The organism is Streptosporangium sp. DT93, from assembly GCF_049844535.1.
Taxonomy (GTDB): Bacteria; Actinomycetota; Actinomycetes; order Streptosporangiales; family Streptosporangiaceae; genus Streptosporangium.
This window is the reverse complement of the sequence record NZ_JBNCLF010000009.1, coordinates 147,072-164,699: the sequence shown is the minus strand read 5'-3', so window position 1 is coordinate 164,699 and position 17,628 is coordinate 147,072. Positions and strand designations below refer to the sequence as shown.

The following is a 17,628-nucleotide window of genomic DNA, read 5'->3' as shown; positions in this document are numbered from 1 at the left end:
TCAGGACGGGGTCCGCGGCCACTCGCTCGCGGCGCGCTCGATCGCGCGCCGGATGGGTTCGTAGCCGGTGCACCGGCAGATGTTGGAGCCGACCAGGGCGGCGACGCGCTCCGGATCGCCGCCGGCGGCGGGGTCGGACTCCAGCGCCCCGGCGGCCACCATCAGGAAGCCCGGCGTGCAGAAACCGCACTGCAGGGCGTGCTCGGCGGAGAAGGCCCGCTGCAGCGGGTGGGGCTCGCCGCCGGGGCCGGACAACCCCTCGACGGTACGTACCGAGCCGCCGTCGCACTGCACGGCCAGCATGAGGCACGACCGGACGGCCTCGCCGTCGACCAGCACCGTGCAGGCTCCGCAGACACCGTGCTCGCACCCCAGATGCGTGCCCGTGAGGCGGCAGTCCTCGCGCAGCACGTCGGCCAGCACGCGCCGGGGCTCCACATCGAGCGAACGTTCCTCGCCGTTCACCGTGACGGTGATCCTCATCCGTGACCTCCCTCGAACGTGCCGGTCCGCGACAGCCGATCCCTCGCCGCCTCGCACAAGGTCCTGCCGACCAGGACGGCGACGGCCTGGCGCCGGTACTCCACGTCGGCGTACGGCTCGGGCAGGGGAGCGGCGTCCTGCTCGGCGGCGGCGCGGCCCGCGCGGGCGAACGGGTGCTCGCCGGGCACCCGGCGTCCGGCCGGGGGCGTGATCTCGGCGCCGATCAGCGCCCGCTCGGCGGCGCGGGCCCGTACCGGCCGGTCGGCACAGTTGACGAGCCCGATCCTCGCCTCGGTGATCACCCCGTCGGGCGCGGTGAGCGTCGCCGCCACGGCCACCTGGGCGAAGCAGAAGTGCGTGCGCCGGTGCTCGACGAAACCGACGCCGGTGTCGTCGGCGAGCAGCGGGAACCGTACGGCGGTGATGAGCTCGTCCGGCGTGCGCGCGGTCAGGAAGGGCCCGAGGAAGTAGTCGCGAGCCGCGATCTCGCGTGGACCGCGGGCTCCGTGCACCTCGATGACGGCGTCCAGGGCAAGGGCGAGGGCGCACCATTCCGCCGCCGGGTGCGCCCAGGCGAGGCTGCCCACCAGGGTGCCGCGGGAGCGGATGGGCGGGTGGGCGACGTTGACGACGGCGCGGGCGAACAGCGTGCCGAGCGGGCCCGGCACGGCCCCCTCCCGCTCGAAGACGACGTGCCGGACCAGGGCGCCGACCCGCAGCGTGCCGTCGCCGGCGCTCATGCGGTCGAGCTCGGCGACACGGTTGATGTCGATCACCAGTTCCGGGCGGATGCGCTGCAGGCGCATCTCCAGGAGGAGGCTCTGGCCACCGGCGAGGATCCGGGCGTCCCGCCCGGAACCGAGCGCGTCGACGACCTCGCGCACCGTGCGCGGGACGACGTAGTCGAAGGCGGCGGGTTTCATCGGGCCTCCCGCGCGAACCTCGGGGCGCGAGCCGCTCGCCACACCACGTCCGGGGTGAGCGGCATCTGCAGCAGGTCCGGGTCCTCCACCCGCAGCGCGTCGGCCACCGCGTTGACGATCGCGGCGGGAGTGCCGATGCAGCCCGACTCTCCCGCCCCCTTGACGCCCAGCGGCGTGTGGGGGCTCGGCGTGCGGGTGTCCTTGAGGTCGATGGGCGGGATCTCGGCGAACGTCGGCAACAGGTAGTCCAGCAGTGCGTCGGCGAGCAGGGGCACGCCGTTCTCGCCGAAGGGGATGCCCTCGTACAGCGCCTGGCCGATGCCCTGCACGGCGGACCCGAAAGCCTGCCCGCGCACGATGGCGGGGTTGAGCACCACCCCGCAGTCGTCCACCGCCACCACCCGCAGCACGTGTACGGTGCCGAGTTCCGGATCGACCTCCGCGACCGCCGCGTGGGCGCCGAACGGGAACGCCATGCCCGCCTCGAACCGCTCGTCCACCCGCATCGGCCCCGTCGCCCTCACCAGTTCGGCCAGGTCCATCGCCGCCGGGCCGCCGTGCGCGGTGCTCCCGGCGCTCCCGGCGCTCCCGGCGCTCCCGGCGCTCCCGGTGCTTCCTGTGCTCACGGTGCCGGCGGACCACGCCACCTCCTCCGGCGGCACCTCCCACAGGGCCGCCGCCCGCGACCGCGCCTCCTCGACCAGGAGCGTGGCGGCGTGCCACAGTGTCGCGCCGGCCACCTGCGCGGACCGGCTGGCGAAGGAGCCCACCCCTTCTGGCTGCTCATCGGTGTCGCCCTCGGCCAGCCGGACCCGCGCCACGTCGATGCCGAGGGTCTCGGCGACCAGGGCGGGGAAGACCGTCTCGTGGCCCTGGCCGCTGGAGGCCGTGCCGCAGCGGGCGGTGACCGTGCCGTCCTCGTGGGCCTCGACACCGCCGAACTCGTGCAGCCCCTTCGGTTCGCCACCGGAGCGCTCCACGTAGCAGGACAGGCCGATGCCCAGGGGGAGGGCGTCCGGGTCCGCCCGGCGGCGGGCCTGCTCGGCCCGCCATTCGTCGTAGCCGAGGGTCTCCAGCGCCAGGTCGAGCGCGGCGGCGTAGTTCCCGCTGTCGTAGCGCCGCCCGGTGGGCGTCTCGTACGGGAAGTCCCCGGGCGGGACGAAGTTGCGCCGCCGCAGTTCCGCCGGGTCCATCCCCAGCCGGCGGGCCAGCGTGTCCATCGACCGCTCCAGCGCGATCGCCGCCTCGGGGCGCCCCGCGCCCCGGTTGGGGTAGGTCATCATCGTGTTGGTGAGCACCGAGCGGACGGTGGCGTGCACCCGCGGGGTGGTGTACGGGCCGGTCGCCATCCAGGCGGTCTGCATGGGCAGCCCGGCCCCGAGATGGGGGTAGGCGCCGATGTCGGCGTCGATGTCCAGCTCGTACGCGAGCAGGTTCCCGCCGGCGTCGGCGGCGAGCCTGACCCTCTGGTCCTGGCCCCGGCCCCGGGTGGCGACCATCATGGACTCCAGCCTGTCCTCGATCCAACGGACGGGACGCCCGAGCCTCACCGCGAGGAAGGCGACCGCGACGAACTCCGGGACCGTCGCGCTCTTCGACCCGAACGCGCCCCCGGTGTCCGGCACCACCACGCGCACCCGCCCGGCCGCCGGGCCCAGCAGCGCGGCCAGTTCCCGGCGCAACCGGTGCGGCATCTGGTGGCCCGACCACACCGTCAGCAGGTCCCCCTCGGGCACGGCGAGGATCGTCCGGCATTCCATGGGGGTGGGCATCAGCAGTTGCTGGCGGTACCGGCCCTCCACCACGACCGCCGCGTCCCGCCACACCGACTCCTCGATCGGCTTCCCCGCCTCCCCCCGCAGGACGATGTTGCTCAGGCCGTCGAACAGGCGGACGGAGTCCTGCGCGGCGTCGGACGGCGTCACCACCGCGGGCAGCGGATCGATCCGGAAGACGACCGCGGCGGCCCCGTCCTCGGCGCGGTAGCGGTCCTCGCCCAGGACCACCGCCAGCGCCTCGCCCGGGTAGCGCACCCGGTCCCTCACCAGCGCCGGCCACTCCCGCCCGGCCACGGCCTCCTCGGAGGAGAGCTGGGCGAGCAGCACGTACGGAACCGGAGGCAGGTCCTGCAGTTCGGCGGCCGACTGCGCGCACGGCGGCATCTCCGACAGGTCCGCGGCGGACCAGGCTCCCACCACTCCCGGCACCTCGCGGGCGGCGGAGCAGTCGACCCCGCGCAGTACGCCGTGCGCGACGCCGCTTCTGACGAACACGGCGTCCAGGCATCCCGGCACGTGCATGTCGGCGACGTAGCGGCCCGCACCGGTGAGCAGCCGTTCGTCCTCGCGCCGTGACCATCGCTCCGCCATCGGAACCTCCGCGCCGTGCATGCCGTCACATGGATCGTCGATTTCCCGTGGGATGCGTGGGGGCGACGGACATCCGTGGCCGACCACCGCGTGGCGGGCGGCGTGAGTCGTCCGGGCGTCTCGGGTGCGCGAACGAGGTGTACCGAATCAACGGTACATACGGATACGGCGAGTTTTAGTGTCCTTGAAAAGCACTTTGAGATGATTTTCCGGAGTTTCGATGGCCGGTGCCCCCGCCCCCGTACGGCGGCGGACCGGTCGAGGACCGGTCCGCCGCCCCGTCAGCGGCCGCGGACGAAGGCGTTCACCAGCGACGGCAGCGACGCGTCCAGGCCCGCCATGTTCAGCACGCCCGCGTCCTTCGGGTCGCCGATCGAGTGCCCGGTCGCGGTCATCGAGGTGACCACGACGCGTGCCTCCGGGTTGACCGCCTTGCGGTAGGCGGCCAGCGCCTGGCTCGGGTGGGAGCGGCCCGCCCAGGTCTCGTTGTCGGTGAACACCACGACGCCGTCCACGCGCAGCCTCTTGCGGAGTGCCCAGTCGAACGGCAGCGACAGGTCGGTGCCGCCCCCCGAGGGCCTCCAGGAGGCGATCTCGCGCAGGTTCGTCCGCGCGCTCACCCGGGAGGCGTGCACGGCGGTGTCGACGTCGATGACGTGCACGTTCCCCCTCTCGATGCGGGCCAGCATGAGCGCCATGGCGCAGCCCACCTCGTACGGCGAGCCGATCTCCGACCCGCCCACGGTGAGCCGGCCGCCCCAGGTGCCGCTCATCGACCCCGAGGAGTCCACCGCGACCAGCAGCCGCCTCCCGGACGGCTCGACCGCGCCGAAGGAGAGCTCGTAGGTCTCCTCCAGCGCGTCCAGGACCGCCGGGACGGGCCGCCACGTCCGGGCCTCGGCGCGCGGGTTCGGCCGGGAGGCGCCGGAGCCGTAGACGCGCAGGGCCAGCCAGGCGTCCATCGGGTGGATCCGCGCCCGGACGAGCGCCTCGGCGTCGGTGAGGCGCGCGACCGCGCGGCGGGTGGCGTCTCCCAGGGGCGCGAGCGTGCCGAGAGCGGTCATCCGCGCGAGGTTGCGGATGAGCGCGGTCAGGCCGACCGTGTCCACCAGCGCGTCCCAGACCTCGGGCTCGCGCAGCATCGCGTCCGGCAGGAACTCCCACGGCACCCGCAGCTCCGACACGACCCGCACGGCCTCGGACGGTGTGGTGACCGCCCTGGCGGTGAGGAACCTGTCGACCGCGGGCAGCGCCTCGCGGGCCGCGTCGTCGCCGACGTTGCCCGCGATCCAGCCGAACAGCGCCCGGTGCGCGGGCGTGGCGGCCGCGGGGTGGGCGATGCGCAGCACGTCCCGCAGCGTGAGCGGCTCCCCTGCGGGGGTCCTGCGCTGCATCGCCTTGCACGCCCGGAACGCCACCGCGTCCGGCTCGTCGCGCAGGAACCAGCTCGCCAGGGTCGTCCGCAGCGCCCGGCCCACGACCAGGGCGGAGCCGTTGCGGCTCGCCTTGCCGCCGAGGCCCTTGAGGTAGCCGACGAACATCGCCAGGTGGTCGGTGGTCCGCACGACGTGCGGGAACGCGCCCTTGACGGCCTGGCGGGTGGCCGGGTCGCCGCGGGCGAACGCCGCGGCGAGCGCGAAGACGGCCGGGCGGGGCTTGGGCGCGCGGGGCGGCCGGGCGGTGGAGACGTCCAGGATCACGCGGACGGCGCGGGGGCCGTCCTCGGCGATCGCCCGGAACAGCGCCTCGGCGTTGCCGGCCGTCAGCCGGTCCTCGCCCACGTAGTAGGTGCCCCCCTCGGTGCCGAGGATCAGGAAGTCCTCCAGCCTCTCCCAGACGTCCTTGGCGAAGACGTAGCCGCCGGCGTCGTTGCGGACCTGGTCGCGGCGGCCGGGGATGCGCCGCATCTGTGACGTCGCGATCATGGAGATCCTCGCGAGTGGATCACGTGCCATGGCGCCTCTCCTCTACTGGCTCGACCCGCCGGGGGGCGGATGCGGGGGGCGGCCCGCCGGGGTGCGGGCACGCGAAAGGGGAGGGCGGATGTGGTGACGAGCGCCGGGCTTTTCCAATTGCTCTGCCGTCTGAGCTACACCGTGGCCGGGCCACGGTGGCGGGACTCGAACCCGCGACCCATTGATCACATAACCGACGTTCTTCGACCCGCCCTCCCCTTTCGATCGGTCCTGCCGGTGGTACGGATATGGGGGTTCCGACCGGCATAGGTGTCCTGGGCCGCTGGACGACGGATCCACGGGGCGGATCCGGCGGGATTCGAACCCGCGTCACCCGCTTGGAAGGCGGTAACCGACCGGATTCGACCCGTACCATCGGCAGGACCGACCGGCTCACCGGGCCGGGAGAAGACACGGATGTGGCGACCCCGGCCGGCTTCGAGATCCGAGGATCTCGTCAGGAATCGAACCTGTTGAACCGATGACCGACCAGGTTCGACCCGCGCCCTCTCCGAGCCCGACGAACCACGTGAAACGCTACAGAGCCATTCGGGACCGCGCACCCGCATTTCCGGCGGGACGAGCGCCGGAGCGGGCGCCGACCCCGGGTGCACCCGTGCACCCGAGGCAGGCCGTGTCGTCCGTGTCGTCCGTGTCGTCCGCGCTGCCCTGTACCGGGGGGCCTACGGCGTCGTGACCCTCAGGTCGTCGAGGGTGGCGGTGCTGGAGTGCATCCGGATGCCGACCTTGCCGGACGACGGCCCGGTGGTGGCGCCGGACCAGGTGAGCACCTGGGCGCCGTCGACGAAACCGCCGACGGTCGAGCCGGACACGGTCGCCTTCAGCGTGCGGAACGCGCCGGAGGTGACCGGGAGGGAGGCGGAGGCGACCAGGGTGAGCGTGCCGCCGCTCTTCCTGTACAGGTCGGCGGTGTCGGTGCCGTCGTTGAGCCGGAACAGGTAGAAGTCGGCCGTGCCGGCGTACCGGAAGACCAGGCCCGCGTTGGCGCCCGCGTTGTTCAGCCGCACCCGGCCCTGGACGGTGTAGTCGGTCCAGGTGGCCGAACCGGTGACGGCGAGGCTCTCGGCGGCGGCGGTGGAGGTCTGAGAGTACGCGCCGCCGCCGGCCGACCACGTCCCGCCGGAGGTCGTCCAGCCCGCCGCGTCGCCGTCGCCGAAGTCGTCCGACAGCAGGACGGTGGCGGGGACGGCGGCCGACTCGTGCGCCCCCCGGTCGGGGGCGCCCTGGTAGAGCGCGGTCCCGAAGAAGTCCCGGCCTCCGGACGGGGAGACCGCGACGCCGCTGTCGATCGCGGGGGAGTCCGGCCGGAGCCTGTAGGCGCCCGCGGAGGCCAGCCCGGTCGCGCCGCCCGGCGTCACGAACCGCGGGTCGGCGATGATCTCGTTCGGGTCGTTCGGCTGGGAGGCGTTGGTACCCCAGTAGAGGTTGTGGTCGTAGGTGACGCTGCCGCTGACGCTGTAGGCGCCGCCCGCCTGGTTCACGAAGATGTTGCCGACGTAGGCCACCTGGCCGGTCGACGTCCCGGTCATCTGGCCGCTCTGCCCGGCCGAGCGGTAGAAGACGTTGTTGTGGACCTTGAGGTCTCCCGAGCCGTTGACCAGGTGGAACACCCCGACGCTGCGGTCGAGGTCGTTCTGGGAGATGTTGTAGCGGAAGACGTTGTCGTCGGTCTGGTCCATGACGAGCAGCGTGCCGCCCTCGTTGTCCTGGCTGTAGTTGTACTGGTAGACGCTGCGGTAGACCCTCTGGTCGAAGTCCCAGGGCTGGCCGTCGCCGTCGAGCCTGCGGGTGCGGAACGCCTGGTTGAACTGGAAGACCGCGTCGGTCGTGGCGTACATCCACTGCGCGGCGACGACCGCGATGTCGTCGAGGTACGGCAGGGCCGAGGTGGTGGACTCGCCGATCCGGTCGGTGGTGTTGTGCTCGACGAGCGGGGCCAGCCCGGACCGGACGAGGATCCCGTCGCGGTGGATCCGGGTGACGGTGTTGCCGCGGATCACCAGGTCGCGGAAGGCGTCCATGTCGTGCGCCCACGTGGTGTTGAGCAGCGCGTCGGTCATGGTCTGGATGCCGGTGTCGGCGACGTTGTCGACGGTGTTGCCCTCGATGAGCACGTCCGTCCAGGTGCTCTCGGGGCCGGTGGCGGTCCCGCGGGCGTGGAGGTTGATCCCGCCGGTCCGCCGGTCGGTGCCGAACACGTCGTGGACGTACATGTTCCTGATGTGGATGTGGGCGAGGTCCCCGGCGCCGGTGCCCTCGCCGACGACGAGGACCCCGCTGCGCCGCCGGTCGGTGGGCTGCTGCCCACTGGTGATCTCCAGATCGCCGATCTCCCAGTACGAGACGTTCCTCAGCCGCACCCCGAAGCCCTCGCCGCCGACGGCCGTGTCGGCGAAGTCGACGACGGGTCTCGCGCCGGTGCCGTAGCGGCCCAGGACGATCGGCGATCCGGCCGTGCCCGAGCCGCGCAGGTCGAGGTACTGACCCGTCCAGACGCCGCCGGACCTGAGCAGGACGCGGTCGCCCGGGGCGAAGGTCTGGGCGTTGACCCTGCCGAGCGTCTTCCAGGCCGTCGAGGCCGAGGTCCCGGCGGCGGCGTCGGAGCCGGCGGCCGCGTCGACGTGGTAGGTGGTCCCGGCCAGGACGGCGCGGGAGGTGCCGGCCGCGAGCGGGGAGACCCCGGCCAGGACGGCGCGGGAGGTCCCGGTCGTGGCCGGGGAGGTCCCGGTCCTGCCGGTCGGGGAAGCGGTCGCGGACGCGACCTGGGGCGGGAGGAGGGGCAGGAGGAGTGCGGTGACGAGTGCCAGGACGGCCGAGGCGCCGGGAAGCCCCACGCTGATACCTCTGATTCGTATTAGTAATAGGTGACCTGCGGAAACATCTTCTCCCCCGATTCGTATCGGGAAGATAGTCCGCGGGCTTCCGGAGCGTCAAGGGCGGGTTTCCCGGAGGTTTCGAGGTTCTTTCGGCGAAGGTGTTGACAAGACCCCGTCCGGCTTGCAACGGTTTCGCCAATACGAATCAGCCATCACCCCTCCATGGCTGCCACATCGTTACTGATACGAATTAGGAGAGTGATGGAAGGACAGCGGCGCCGGGCCCGCCAGGCCGACGTTGCCAAGCTCGCGGGCGTCTCCCAGGCCACGGTCTCGGCGGTCGTCAACGGCCGGGGCCCGGAGACCGGGATCCCCGAGCAGACCGTCCAGCGCGTCCTGGAGGCGGTGCGTCAGCTCGGTTACGCCGCCAACCCGGCGGCCCGCAGCCTGCGCGGGAAGCGCAACCGGCTGCTCGGCGTCCACACCTTCGAATCGATCTTCCCGGTCGACCAGCTCGACTTCTACCACGAGTTCCTGGTCGGCATCGAGCAGCAGGCCGTCGCCGACGGCTACGACCTGGTGCTGTTCGCCTCCACCGAGGATCCCGACGGCCGCCGCCGGATCTACAGCGACGGGATGAACCGGCTCGCCCTCGCGGACGGCAGCGTGCTGCTCGGTGTCGAGCCCGGCTCCACCGAGCTGGCACGGCTCGCCGCCGAGGGGTACCCCTTCGTCCACATAGGGCGCAGGACCGTGCCCGGCACCGAGATCGCCTGGGTCGGCGCCGACTACGCCAGCGCCACCAGGGAGGTCGTCGGCAGGCTCGCCGCGCTGGGCCACCGGCGCGTCGCCTACGTCACCGGGCCGGACCGGATGGAGGTCTTCCTCGACAAGGAGGCCGGCTACCGGGCCGGCTGCGCCGACGCGGGACTGCCCGAGCTGATGTACGTCATGTCGCAGCTCGACCCGGCCTGGGTCGACGCCGCGCACGCCGGCGGCGTCACCGCCGTCCTGGCCGAGAACGAGCCGCTGGCCAGGCAGCTCGTCGCCGCACTGGGGGAGCGCGGCCTGGCCGCTCCCGCGGACATGTCGGTGGTCGTCCTGGTGACGATGACCGAGAGCGGCTGGAGCAGCCTGCGGATCCCCCGCAACGAGATGGGCCGGGGCGCGGTGAAGATGCTCACCCGCATCCTGGCCGGCACCGGAAACCCCGGGGACCCCGGGGGCCCCGGGGAGCACCACCACCTGCTGCCCTGCGGCCTGCCCGACGACCACATGATCGGCCCGCCCAGATCATGACCGCGACCGAACGCGTCACCCTCCGGCGGCCACCCGACCGGCCCGCCCGGACCACGACCACGAACGAACACCCCGGCCCCCGGCGGTCCAGCGCCGGGAGCCGGCCCTTCCCCCCTCAGAATCACCCTCCGAAACGGGAGCATCTCATGATCACAAACCGGTGGACGGCCGTCAACGGGCGTGGACTCCTCGCCGCCGCGACCGCCGCGGGCGTCCTTCTCGCCGCGACGGCCTGCGGGACGGGCGGCGACGGCGGCACGACGGGCGCGGGAGCGGGGGGCGGCGACGCGAACCCCACGCTGACCGTCTGGTTCCCCGGCAACTCCGCCCCGGAGATCGAGCTCGTCACCAAGAAGCTGGTGCCGGAGTTCGAGGCCGCCAACAAGGCGAAGGTCCAGGTGACCTTCGTCGACTGGGCCCAGATCTCGCCCAAGCTCAACGCCGGCTTCGCGGGCAACAGCGCCCCCGACATGTTCGGCCACGGCCCGGCCGCCGCCGCCGGTTTCGCCGCGGCCAAGCGGATCGAGCCGCTCGACGACCGGATCGCCGCCCTGCCCGCCGAGGACAGGACCGACCTGGAGCCCTACCTGGCCGGCGGCCAGGTGGACGGCGCGCAGTACCTGATCCCGCTGGGTGGCAACGGCGTCCTCGTCGCCTACCGCAAGGACCTGCTGTCGGCGGCCGGCGTCACCGAGCCGACCACCTGGGCCCAGGCCGCCGAGGCGGCGGGCAAGCTGACCGTCCGCGAGGGTGGAACGATCCAGCGGGCCGGGCTGATGCTCCAGTCCGCCAAGATCCAGCGGGTGCAGAGCTTCCAGGGCCTGATCGGCTCCGAGGGCGGCACGCTGCTGTCGCAGGACGGCCGGCAGGTCACCTGGAACTCGCCCGAGGGCGTGAAGGCGCTGGAGTACTTCGCCGGCCTCTACAGCGGTGACGCCAAGGTCAGCGACCAGCTCGGCCGCGACTTCGCCAACCAGCCCGCCGGGCAGAACCCGCTCGCCACCGGCAAGGCGGCGATGGTCTCCGCGACCGCCGGGCAGGTGCTCCAGATGGTCAAGGCCGTGCCCGGCCTCGCCTCGAAGATCGGGGTGCTGCCCCCGCTGAAGGCCGCGGACGCCAAGACCTTCGGCGGGGCGACCACCGGCCTGTTCGTCAACGCCGACTCGGCGAAGAAGGACCTGGCCTGGAAGTTCGCGGAGTTCATGGTCTCCAAGGGCGTGAACGAGCGCTACGCCGAGGCCGTCGGCGGGCTGCCGGTGCGAGCCTCGGCCGCCCAGGGCGCCTACGTCACCGGGCAGCCGCTGCTGAAGCCGTTCATCGACGCCGCCCCCGCCTACCAGGGCAGCCCGAACGTCCCGGCCTGGGTGCAGGTCCGTGACGTGCTCGACAAGCACCTGGAGGAGGCGCTGGCCGGGAAGGCGACCGCGAAGAAGGCCCTGGACGACGCGGCGGCCGAGGCCGGGCCGCTCCTCGCGGCCCAGTGATGGCGGTCCTCACCCGGAACGGCGAGGACCGGAACGGCGGGGGCCGGCCCACGGCCGTGCCACGGGCCGGGCTGCGGCCACGGGCCGGGCTCCGGCGCCGGGGTCCCGGCGGGGGGCCGACCGGCCGCCGCAGGCTCGTCGGGGTCGTCTTCACGGCCCCGGTCCTGGTCTACCTGGCCGTCTTCCAGCTCTTCCCGGTGCTGTACGGGTTCTACCTGAGCTTCACCGGCTACAGCCCGCTCGACCGCGGCGCGCCCCGGCCGGTCGGCCTCGGCAACTACACGGCGCTGCTCGGCTCGGAGGACTTCCTGAAGTCCCTGCGGGTGACCGTCCAGTTCGTCGCGGAGGTGCTGCCGTTCGCGGTCGGCATCGCGCTCGGCCTGGCGCTGCTGGCCAACCGGAGGATCCCCGGCATCGGGCTGCTGCGGGCCGGGCTGTTCCTGCCCCGCATCGTCCCGCTGACGGCGGTCAGCCTGGTGTGGCTGTGGATGTACTCCCCGGACGGCTGGTTCAACGACCTCGCCGGCTCCCTGGGCCTGGCTCCCCGCGACTGGCTCCTCGACGAGGACAGCGCCCTGCACTCGGTCGCGGTCATGCGGGTGTGGAAGGCCCTCGGCGGCAACATGGTGCTGTTCCTGGCCGGGCTCCAGGCGATCCCGGGCGTCCTGTACGAGGCCGCGAAGATGGACGGCGCGGGTGCCTGGGCGCGGTTCCGGCACGTGACGCTGCCGGGCCTGCGGCCGGTCATGGTCTACGTGATCACGATCAACATCGTCTACCTGTCGCAGTCGTTCGCCGAGATCTTCATCCTCACCGGCGGCGGGCCGCTGGGCTCGACCACGACCACCAACTACCTGATCTACCAGGAGGCGTTCCAGAACAACCGGTTCGGCTCCGCCAGCGCCATGGCCTTCGTGCTGTTCGCGGCGATCTTCGCCTTCGCGCTCGTCGCGATGCGCGGGAACGGGAGGAAGTGATGCGCAGGCCGGGGTCGGTGATCGCGCTGGTCATCGCCACGCTGCTGGTGCTCGTCCCGTTCTGGTGGATGGTCTCGATCGCCTTCAAGCCCGAGTCCGAGGTGTTCTCGGCCGAGCCGAGGCTGCTGCCGGGCGACCCCGTCCTCGACAACTTCTCCGTCGCCCTGGACGCGGGCAACCTCGCCGCCGCGATGACGAACTCGCTGGTCGTCGCCCTGCTGGTCGTCGTCGCCAACTGCGTGTTCGCGCTGCTGGCCGGGTACGCCTTCGCCAAGCTGCCCTACCGGGGAAGCAACGCGATCTTCATGACGATCGTCGCGACCACGATGGTGCCGGTGGCGGTGACCGTCATCCCGCTGTTCCTGATCGCCAAGGGCATCCCGCTGGCGGGCGGGAACGACCTGCTCGGGCAGGGCGGCTCCGGGCTGCTCGACTCGCTGGCGGGACTGACCCTGCCGCACCTGATCGGGCCGCTCAACGTCTTCCTGGCCCGGCAGTACTTCATGGGGCTCCCCGACGAGCTGGGCGAGGCCGCCCGGGTCGACGGCGCGAGCGAGTTCAGGCTCTTCTGGCGGATCTACCTGCCGCTGGCCAGGCCGCTGGTCGCGACCGTCGCGGTGTTCGCCTTCACCGCCGTCTGGGACGACTTCCTGTGGCCGCTCGTCATCACGAGCTCACCGGAGACCCAGACCGTCCAGCTCGCCCTGAGCCAGTTCCTGACCGGCGGGAACGTCGCCTACGGGCCCGCCATGGCCGGCTCGGTGCTGGTGCTGCTGCCGGTCCTGGCCGTCTTCGTCCTCAACCAACGCAGTTTCGTCGCCGGCCTGTCCGAGGGCGGCGTGAAGGGATGATCATGCAGGAGACGCACGCGCCGGTGCTGGTGGTCGGCGGAGGCCTCGGCGGTGTCGCCGCGGCGCTGACCGCCGCGCGACTCGGCCGGCGGGTGGTGCTCACCGAGGAGACCGACTGGCTGGGCGGCCAGCTCACCAGCCAGGCGGTCCCGCCGGACGAGAACCCGTGGATCGAGTCTCGCTACGCCTCGCCGAGCTACCGCAGGCTGCGCGAGGGCATCCGCGGCCACTACCGCCGCAACTACCCGCTGCGCCCCTCGGTGGCCGCGCAGCGCCTGCTCAACCCGGGGCTGGGCGTGGTCAGCGGTCTGTGCCACGAGCCGCGGGCGGCGCTGGCCGTCATCGAGGAGATGCTCGCGCCGTACCGGACCGCGGGGCTGGTCACCGTCCTGCTGCGGCACGTGCCCGTGGCGGCCGAGGTGACGGGCGACCGGGTCGACGCGGTCACCTTCGCCCGGCCCGACGGGACCCAGGTGGTCGTGACGGCCGACTACGTCGTGGACGCCACCGATCTGGGCGACCTGCTCCCGCTGGCCGGGGTCGAGCACGTGGTGGGCGCCGAGGGCGTCGCCGACACCGGGGAGCCGCACGCCGCGCCCGTGGCCGACCCCCTCGACCAGCAGGCCGTGAGCTGGTGCTTCCCGCTGGAGTACCGGCCGGGCGAGGACCACACGATCGACCGCCCGGCGGGGTACGCCCACTGGAGTACCCACCGGCCCCCGTTCTGGCCGGGACCGCAGCTGTCGTGGACGGACGTGGAGCCGATCGACCTGTCGGTGCGCTCGCGCGGCCTGTTCCACGACGACGGGCACGTCCCCGGCAGGCACGACCTGTGGCACTACCGCCGGATCGTGGCCGCCGAGCAGTACGAGCCCGGCCTCGTCTCCCACGACGTCACCCTGGTGAACTGGCCGCAGATCGACTACTGGGACCGGCCGCTGATCGGTCCGGGCGCGGACCGGCAGGCCGCGCTGGCCGGCGCCCGCGACCTGTCGCTGTCGTTCCTGTACTGGATGCAGACCGAGGCCGGATACCCGGGCCTGCGGCTGCGTCCCGACCTCGTCGGCACCGACGACGGCCTGGCCAAGTCGGTGTACGTGCGCGAGTCGCGGCGGATCAGGGCCGAGTTCACCGTGCTGGAGCAGCACGTCGGGGTCCAGGCGCGCGGTGGGCTCGCGGGGTCCTCCTCAGGATCGCTCGCCGGCTCTGAGGTGTTCGACGACGCGGTGGGGCTCGGCTCGTACCGGATCGACCTGCACCCGGGCACGTCGGGCCGCACCTACGTCGACGTGGACTGCTACCCCTTCCAGATCCCGCTCGGCGCGCTGCTGCCGCAGCGGGTCGACAACCTGCTGCCCGCGAACAAGAACATCGGCACCACCCACGTCACCAACGGCTGCTACCGGCTCCACCCGGTGGAGTGGAGCATCGGCGAGGCCGTGGGCGCGCTGGTGGCCCAGGCCCTCGGCACCGGCCTGCCGCCGCGCAAGATCCGCTCCGATCCGGCCAGGCTCGCCGACTTCCGGCGGACGCTCACCGCCACCCTCGGCATCAGCCTGGCCTGGCCGGAGGAGATCAGGACCACCCCGTGCGGCCGGCAGCCCGCCGTCCCCCAGCTCGTGGAGGACTGACGCGACCGCACCGGCCGGGCGTCGGCGGCCGGGGGCGGTCGCACCGGTGGTCGCGGGGTCACTCGCCCCGGTAGACGGCCGGGCGCTTCTCGCGGAAGGCGCGCGAGCCCTCCTTGGCGTCCTGCGAGCCGATCACCGGCCAGCCCAGGCCGTCGGAGACCTTCAGGGCCTCGGCCTCGGCCATGCCCAGGGTCTCGCGGTAGGTGCGCAGGATGGCCTGGACGGCGAGCGGGCCGCACTCGGCGACCTGCCCGGCGATCTCCAGGGCCGCGGTCAGCGCCTGGCCGTCGGGGACGACCCGGTTCACCAGGCCCATGCCCAGCGCCTCGGCGGCGGTGACGGCCCGGCCGGTCAGCAGGATGTCCATGGCGAAGGCGTAGGGGATCTGGCGGGGGAGGCGGACGGCCGAGCCGCCCATCGGGAACAGCGCGCGCCGCGCCTCGAACAGCCCGAGCGTCGCCGACTCGGCGACCACCCGCAGGTCGGTGCCGACCAGCAGCTCGGTTCCCCCGGCCACGGCGTACCCCTCGACCGCGCAGACGATCGGCTTGGACGGCAGCGCCTCGGGGTCGCGGAGCAGGCCCTTCCAGTGGAAGTCCGGGATGGCCGCGGCCCGCTCCCTGACCCGGGGGTCCTCCGAGGGCGTGCCCATGGCCTTGAGGTCGGCGCCCGCGCAGAACGTCCCGCCCGCGCCGGTCAGCACGGCGACGCGGACCCCGGGCTCGGCCGAGACGTACGCCCAGGCGTCGGCCAGGCCGACCAGCATGTCCGTGGAGAGGGCGTTCCTCGCCTCCGGCCGGTCCAGGGTGACGACGACCACGTGGCCGTCACGCTCGATCCGGCAGTGCGGGGTGCTGATCGTCAGAAGTTCCACGGGACGGCCTCCGGTCGTTAACCAAGCACTTGTTCGGCAATCCTGGGTCGCCCGCCGCCCGCGCCACCAGGCCGCCCCGTCGCGTCCGGCCCCGTCTCCGTCCCGGTCCGCGACACCCCGCGATCCCCGATCCCTCACGCCTTCCGCGGGGCCCGGAGGCGTGAAAGGGTCGAGGCCGGAACCGGGTCCGGACACTCTTATCAAGCGCTTGCTCGGTGTGACTCGCGGGGTTAGTCTGCCCATGCGTACAAGAACACATTCTTGTTCTATCTTTCCCGTCCCACCAGTCTTTGAAGCTAAAAAGAGAACGTGATTCACTCCGGTGGGACGGGGCCTTTCGACAGAGAGGACGGCCGATGGGCACCCTCGGTTTCTGGAGACTGGCCCAGGCGGACCCCACCTGGGTGGCCGCGGTGGACCCGGACGGCACCGAACACCGCGCCGGTGACCTCCTGGCCCGCGCCAACCGGCTCGTCCACGGCCTGCGGGACCTCGGCCTGCGAACGGGCGACGGCGTGTGCGGGCTCGTGCCCAACGGCTCCGACGGGCTCGTCCTCTACCTGGCCGCCCTCCAGGCCGGGTGGTACTACACCCCGGTCAACTGGCACCTCACCGGCCCCGAGATCGGCTACATCGTCGCCGACAGTGAGGCCAGGGCCTTCTTCGTGGACGAGCGTCACGCCGGGGAGGGCATGCGCGGCGCCGCCGCGTCCGGCATCGACCCCGGCCGCGTCTTCGCGTTCGGCGCGGTGGAGGGGGCGCGGCCGGTCTCCGAGCTCACCGAGGGGCGGCCCGGCACCCTCCCCGCCGACCGCACCGCGGGCGCCACCATGCACTACACCTCCGGCACCACCGGCAGGCCCAAGGGGGTACGCCGCGCGCTCAGCGGCCTCGACCCCGACGACGCCGCCGAGCTGATGACGTTCCTGCTCTCCCTGTTCGGCGTCACCCCGGGCGGCGGGAACGCCCACCTGGTCACCTCGCCGAACTACCACACCGCGGTCACCCAGTTCGGCGGGACGGCCCTGCACATGGGGCACACCCTCGTCTACATGGACAGGTGGGACGCCGAGGAGACGCTGCGGCTCTGCGAGAGGTACCGCGTCACCAGCTCCCACATGGTCCCCACCCACTTCAAGCGCCTGCTCTCCCTCCCCGCCGAGACGCGGGCGAAGTACGACCTGTCCTCGCTCCGGTGGATGATCCACGCCGCGGCCCCCTGCCCGGTCCCGGTGAAGTGGGCGATGCTCGAATGGTGGGGCGACTGCATCTACGAGTACTACGCCGCGACCGAGGGCGGCGGCACCATCGCCACCCCCGAGGGCTGGAGGAGTCACCCCGGCACGGTCGGCACCGCCTGGCCGATCAGCGAGCTGCTCATCGTGGACGAGGACCTGGAGCCCGTCCCGGCCGGGACCCCCGGCACCGTCTACATGAAGATGGCGGGCGTCGCCTTCGAGTACAAGGGCGACCCGGCCAAGACGGCGGCGAACCGGTTGCGCGACCACTTCACCGTCGGCGACATCGGCTACCTCGACGAGGACGGCTTCCTCTTCCTCTGCGACCGCAAGGCCGACATGATCATCTCGGGCGGGGCCAACATCTACCCGGCCGAGATCGAGAACGAGCTGATGGTCCATCCCAAGATCGCGGACGTGGCCGTATTCGGCATCCCCGACGACGAGTGGGGCGAGCAGATCAAGGCCGTGGTCGAGCCCGCCGCCGGGGTGGCCCCCTCGCCCGAGCTGGCCGCCGAGCTGATCGAGTCGCTCAGGGGCCGCCTGGCGAGGATGAAGTGGCCCCGCTCCGTCGACTTCATCGCGGAGATGCCCCGCGAGCCCAACGGCAAGCTCCTCAAACGCAAGCTGCGTGACCCGTACTGGGAGGGACACGAACGTGCCATCTAGCGAGACCGCCGGGCATCCCGGCGACGGCGGGGACGGCG

The 17,628-nt window shown here is 72.7% G+C and carries 12 protein-coding genes and 1 tRNA gene; 6 read left to right on the top strand and 7 right to left on the bottom strand.

Annotated elements, in window-relative coordinates; translation table 11 throughout:
• The 6 genes from ACLQ2R_RS20915 to ACLQ2R_RS20890 form a co-directional block, all read right to left on the bottom strand.
• Entirely contained in the window at positions 1-483 is a 483-nt protein-coding gene (locus tag ACLQ2R_RS20915; RefSeq protein WP_425961789.1) for a (2Fe-2S)-binding protein, read from the bottom strand.
• Positions 480-1,406 (bottom strand): FAD binding domain-containing protein, encoded by a 927-nt coding sequence (locus ACLQ2R_RS20910; protein WP_425961788.1) that lies wholly within the window; start codon positions 1,404-1,406, stop codon positions 480-482. The genes ACLQ2R_RS20915 and ACLQ2R_RS20910 overlap by 4 nt, the downstream gene beginning before the upstream one ends.
• Positions 1,403-3,775, bottom strand: a complete 2,373-nt coding sequence (locus ACLQ2R_RS20905) for a xanthine dehydrogenase family protein molybdopterin-binding subunit (protein ID WP_425961786.1) — start codon at positions 3,773-3,775, stop codon at positions 1,403-1,405. The genes ACLQ2R_RS20910 and ACLQ2R_RS20905 overlap by 4 nt, the downstream gene beginning before the upstream one ends.
• Positions 3,776-4,056: 281 nt before the next feature.
• The gene (locus ACLQ2R_RS20900; RefSeq protein ID WP_425961785.1) at positions 4,057-5,730 is read right to left on the bottom strand and encodes a TROVE domain-containing protein; all 1,674 of its coding nucleotides are present in this window, start codon (positions 5,728-5,730) and stop codon (positions 4,057-4,059) included.
• 304 nt (positions 5,731-6,034) lie between these two features.
• A tRNA-Ser gene (locus tag ACLQ2R_RS20895) sits at positions 6,035-6,094 on the bottom strand.
• A 319-nt stretch (positions 6,095-6,413) separates the two neighbouring features.
• On the bottom strand, positions 6,414-8,585 hold the full coding sequence (locus ACLQ2R_RS20890) for a family 16 glycoside hydrolase (RefSeq protein ID WP_425961784.1): 2,172 nt from the start codon (positions 8,583-8,585) through the stop codon (positions 6,414-6,416).
• 243 nt (positions 8,586-8,828) lie between these two features.
• On the opposite strand from ACLQ2R_RS20890, the gene ACLQ2R_RS20885 reads away from it, so the two are divergent.
• The 5 genes from ACLQ2R_RS20885 (at position 8,829) to ACLQ2R_RS20865 (ending at position 14,809) form a co-directional block, all read left to right on the top strand.
• A complete protein-coding gene (locus tag ACLQ2R_RS20885) occupies positions 8,829-9,866 on the top strand; it encodes a LacI family DNA-binding transcriptional regulator (RefSeq protein ID WP_425961782.1) in 1,038 nt (345 codons plus the stop codon).
• 146 nt (positions 9,867-10,012) lie between these two features.
• A complete protein-coding gene (locus tag ACLQ2R_RS20880; protein ID WP_425961780.1) occupies positions 10,013-11,350 on the top strand; it encodes an extracellular solute-binding protein in 1,338 nt (445 codons plus the stop codon).
• Positions 11,350-12,327 carry a carbohydrate ABC transporter permease gene (locus ACLQ2R_RS20875; RefSeq protein ID WP_425961778.1) on the top strand — a complete coding sequence of 326 codons (978 nt, stop codon included), beginning with the start codon at positions 11,350-11,352 and terminating at the stop codon, positions 12,325-12,327. Before ACLQ2R_RS20880 ends, ACLQ2R_RS20875 begins: the two co-directional genes overlap by 1 nt.
• On the top strand, positions 12,327-13,178 hold the full coding sequence (locus ACLQ2R_RS20870) for a carbohydrate ABC transporter permease (protein ID WP_425961776.1): 852 nt from the start codon (positions 12,327-12,329) through the stop codon (positions 13,176-13,178). Before ACLQ2R_RS20875 ends, ACLQ2R_RS20870 begins: the two co-directional genes overlap by 1 nt.
• Positions 13,179-13,180: 2 nt before the next feature.
• Complete coding sequence (locus tag ACLQ2R_RS20865; RefSeq protein ID WP_425961774.1) at positions 13,181-14,809, top strand: FAD-dependent oxidoreductase; 1,629 nt, start codon at positions 13,181-13,183, stop codon at positions 14,807-14,809.
• Positions 14,810-14,867: 58 nt separating this feature from the next.
• Here ACLQ2R_RS20865 and ACLQ2R_RS20860 read toward each other — a convergent pair whose 3' ends face one another.
• A complete protein-coding gene (locus ACLQ2R_RS20860; protein WP_425961772.1) occupies positions 14,868-15,683 on the bottom strand; it encodes a crotonase/enoyl-CoA hydratase family protein in 816 nt (271 codons plus the stop codon).
• A gap of 356 nt (positions 15,684-16,039) precedes the next feature.
• On the opposite strand from ACLQ2R_RS20860, the gene ACLQ2R_RS20855 reads away from it, so the two are divergent.
• The gene (locus tag ACLQ2R_RS20855) at positions 16,040-17,590 is read left to right on the top strand and encodes an acyl-CoA synthetase (RefSeq protein ID WP_425961770.1); all 1,551 of its coding nucleotides are present in this window, start codon (positions 16,040-16,042) and stop codon (positions 17,588-17,590) included.
• Positions 17,591-17,628 lie beyond the last annotated feature (38 nt).

Excerpts from the sequence above, each read along its gene's own strand:
- ACLQ2R_RS20915 (WP_425961789.1), bottom strand. The coding sequence starts at position 483 with ATGAGGATCACCGTCACGGTGAACGGCGAGGAACGTTCGCTCGATGTG.
- ACLQ2R_RS20910 (WP_425961788.1), bottom strand. The coding sequence starts at position 1,406 with ATGAAACCCGCCGCCTTCGACTACGTCGTCCCGCGCACGGTGCGCGAG.
- ACLQ2R_RS20905 (WP_425961786.1), bottom strand. The coding sequence starts at position 3,775 with ATGGCGGAGCGATGGTCACGGCGCGAGGACGAACGGCTGCTCACCGGT.
- ACLQ2R_RS20900 (WP_425961785.1), bottom strand. The coding sequence starts at position 5,730 with ATGGCACGTGATCCACTCGCGAGGATCTCCATGATCGCGACGTCACAG.
- ACLQ2R_RS20885 (WP_425961782.1), top strand. The coding sequence starts at position 8,829 with ATGGAAGGACAGCGGCGCCGGGCCCGCCAGGCCGACGTTGCCAAGCTC.
- ACLQ2R_RS20880 (WP_425961780.1), top strand. The coding sequence starts at position 10,013 with ATGATCACAAACCGGTGGACGGCCGTCAACGGGCGTGGACTCCTCGCC.
- ACLQ2R_RS20875 (WP_425961778.1), top strand. The coding sequence starts at position 11,350 with ATGGCGGTCCTCACCCGGAACGGCGAGGACCGGAACGGCGGGGGCCGG.
- ACLQ2R_RS20870 (WP_425961776.1), top strand. The coding sequence starts at position 12,327 with ATGCGCAGGCCGGGGTCGGTGATCGCGCTGGTCATCGCCACGCTGCTG.
- ACLQ2R_RS20865 (WP_425961774.1), top strand. The coding sequence starts at position 13,181 with ATGCAGGAGACGCACGCGCCGGTGCTGGTGGTCGGCGGAGGCCTCGGC.
- ACLQ2R_RS20855 (WP_425961770.1), top strand. The coding sequence starts at position 16,040 with ATGGGCACCCTCGGTTTCTGGAGACTGGCCCAGGCGGACCCCACCTGG.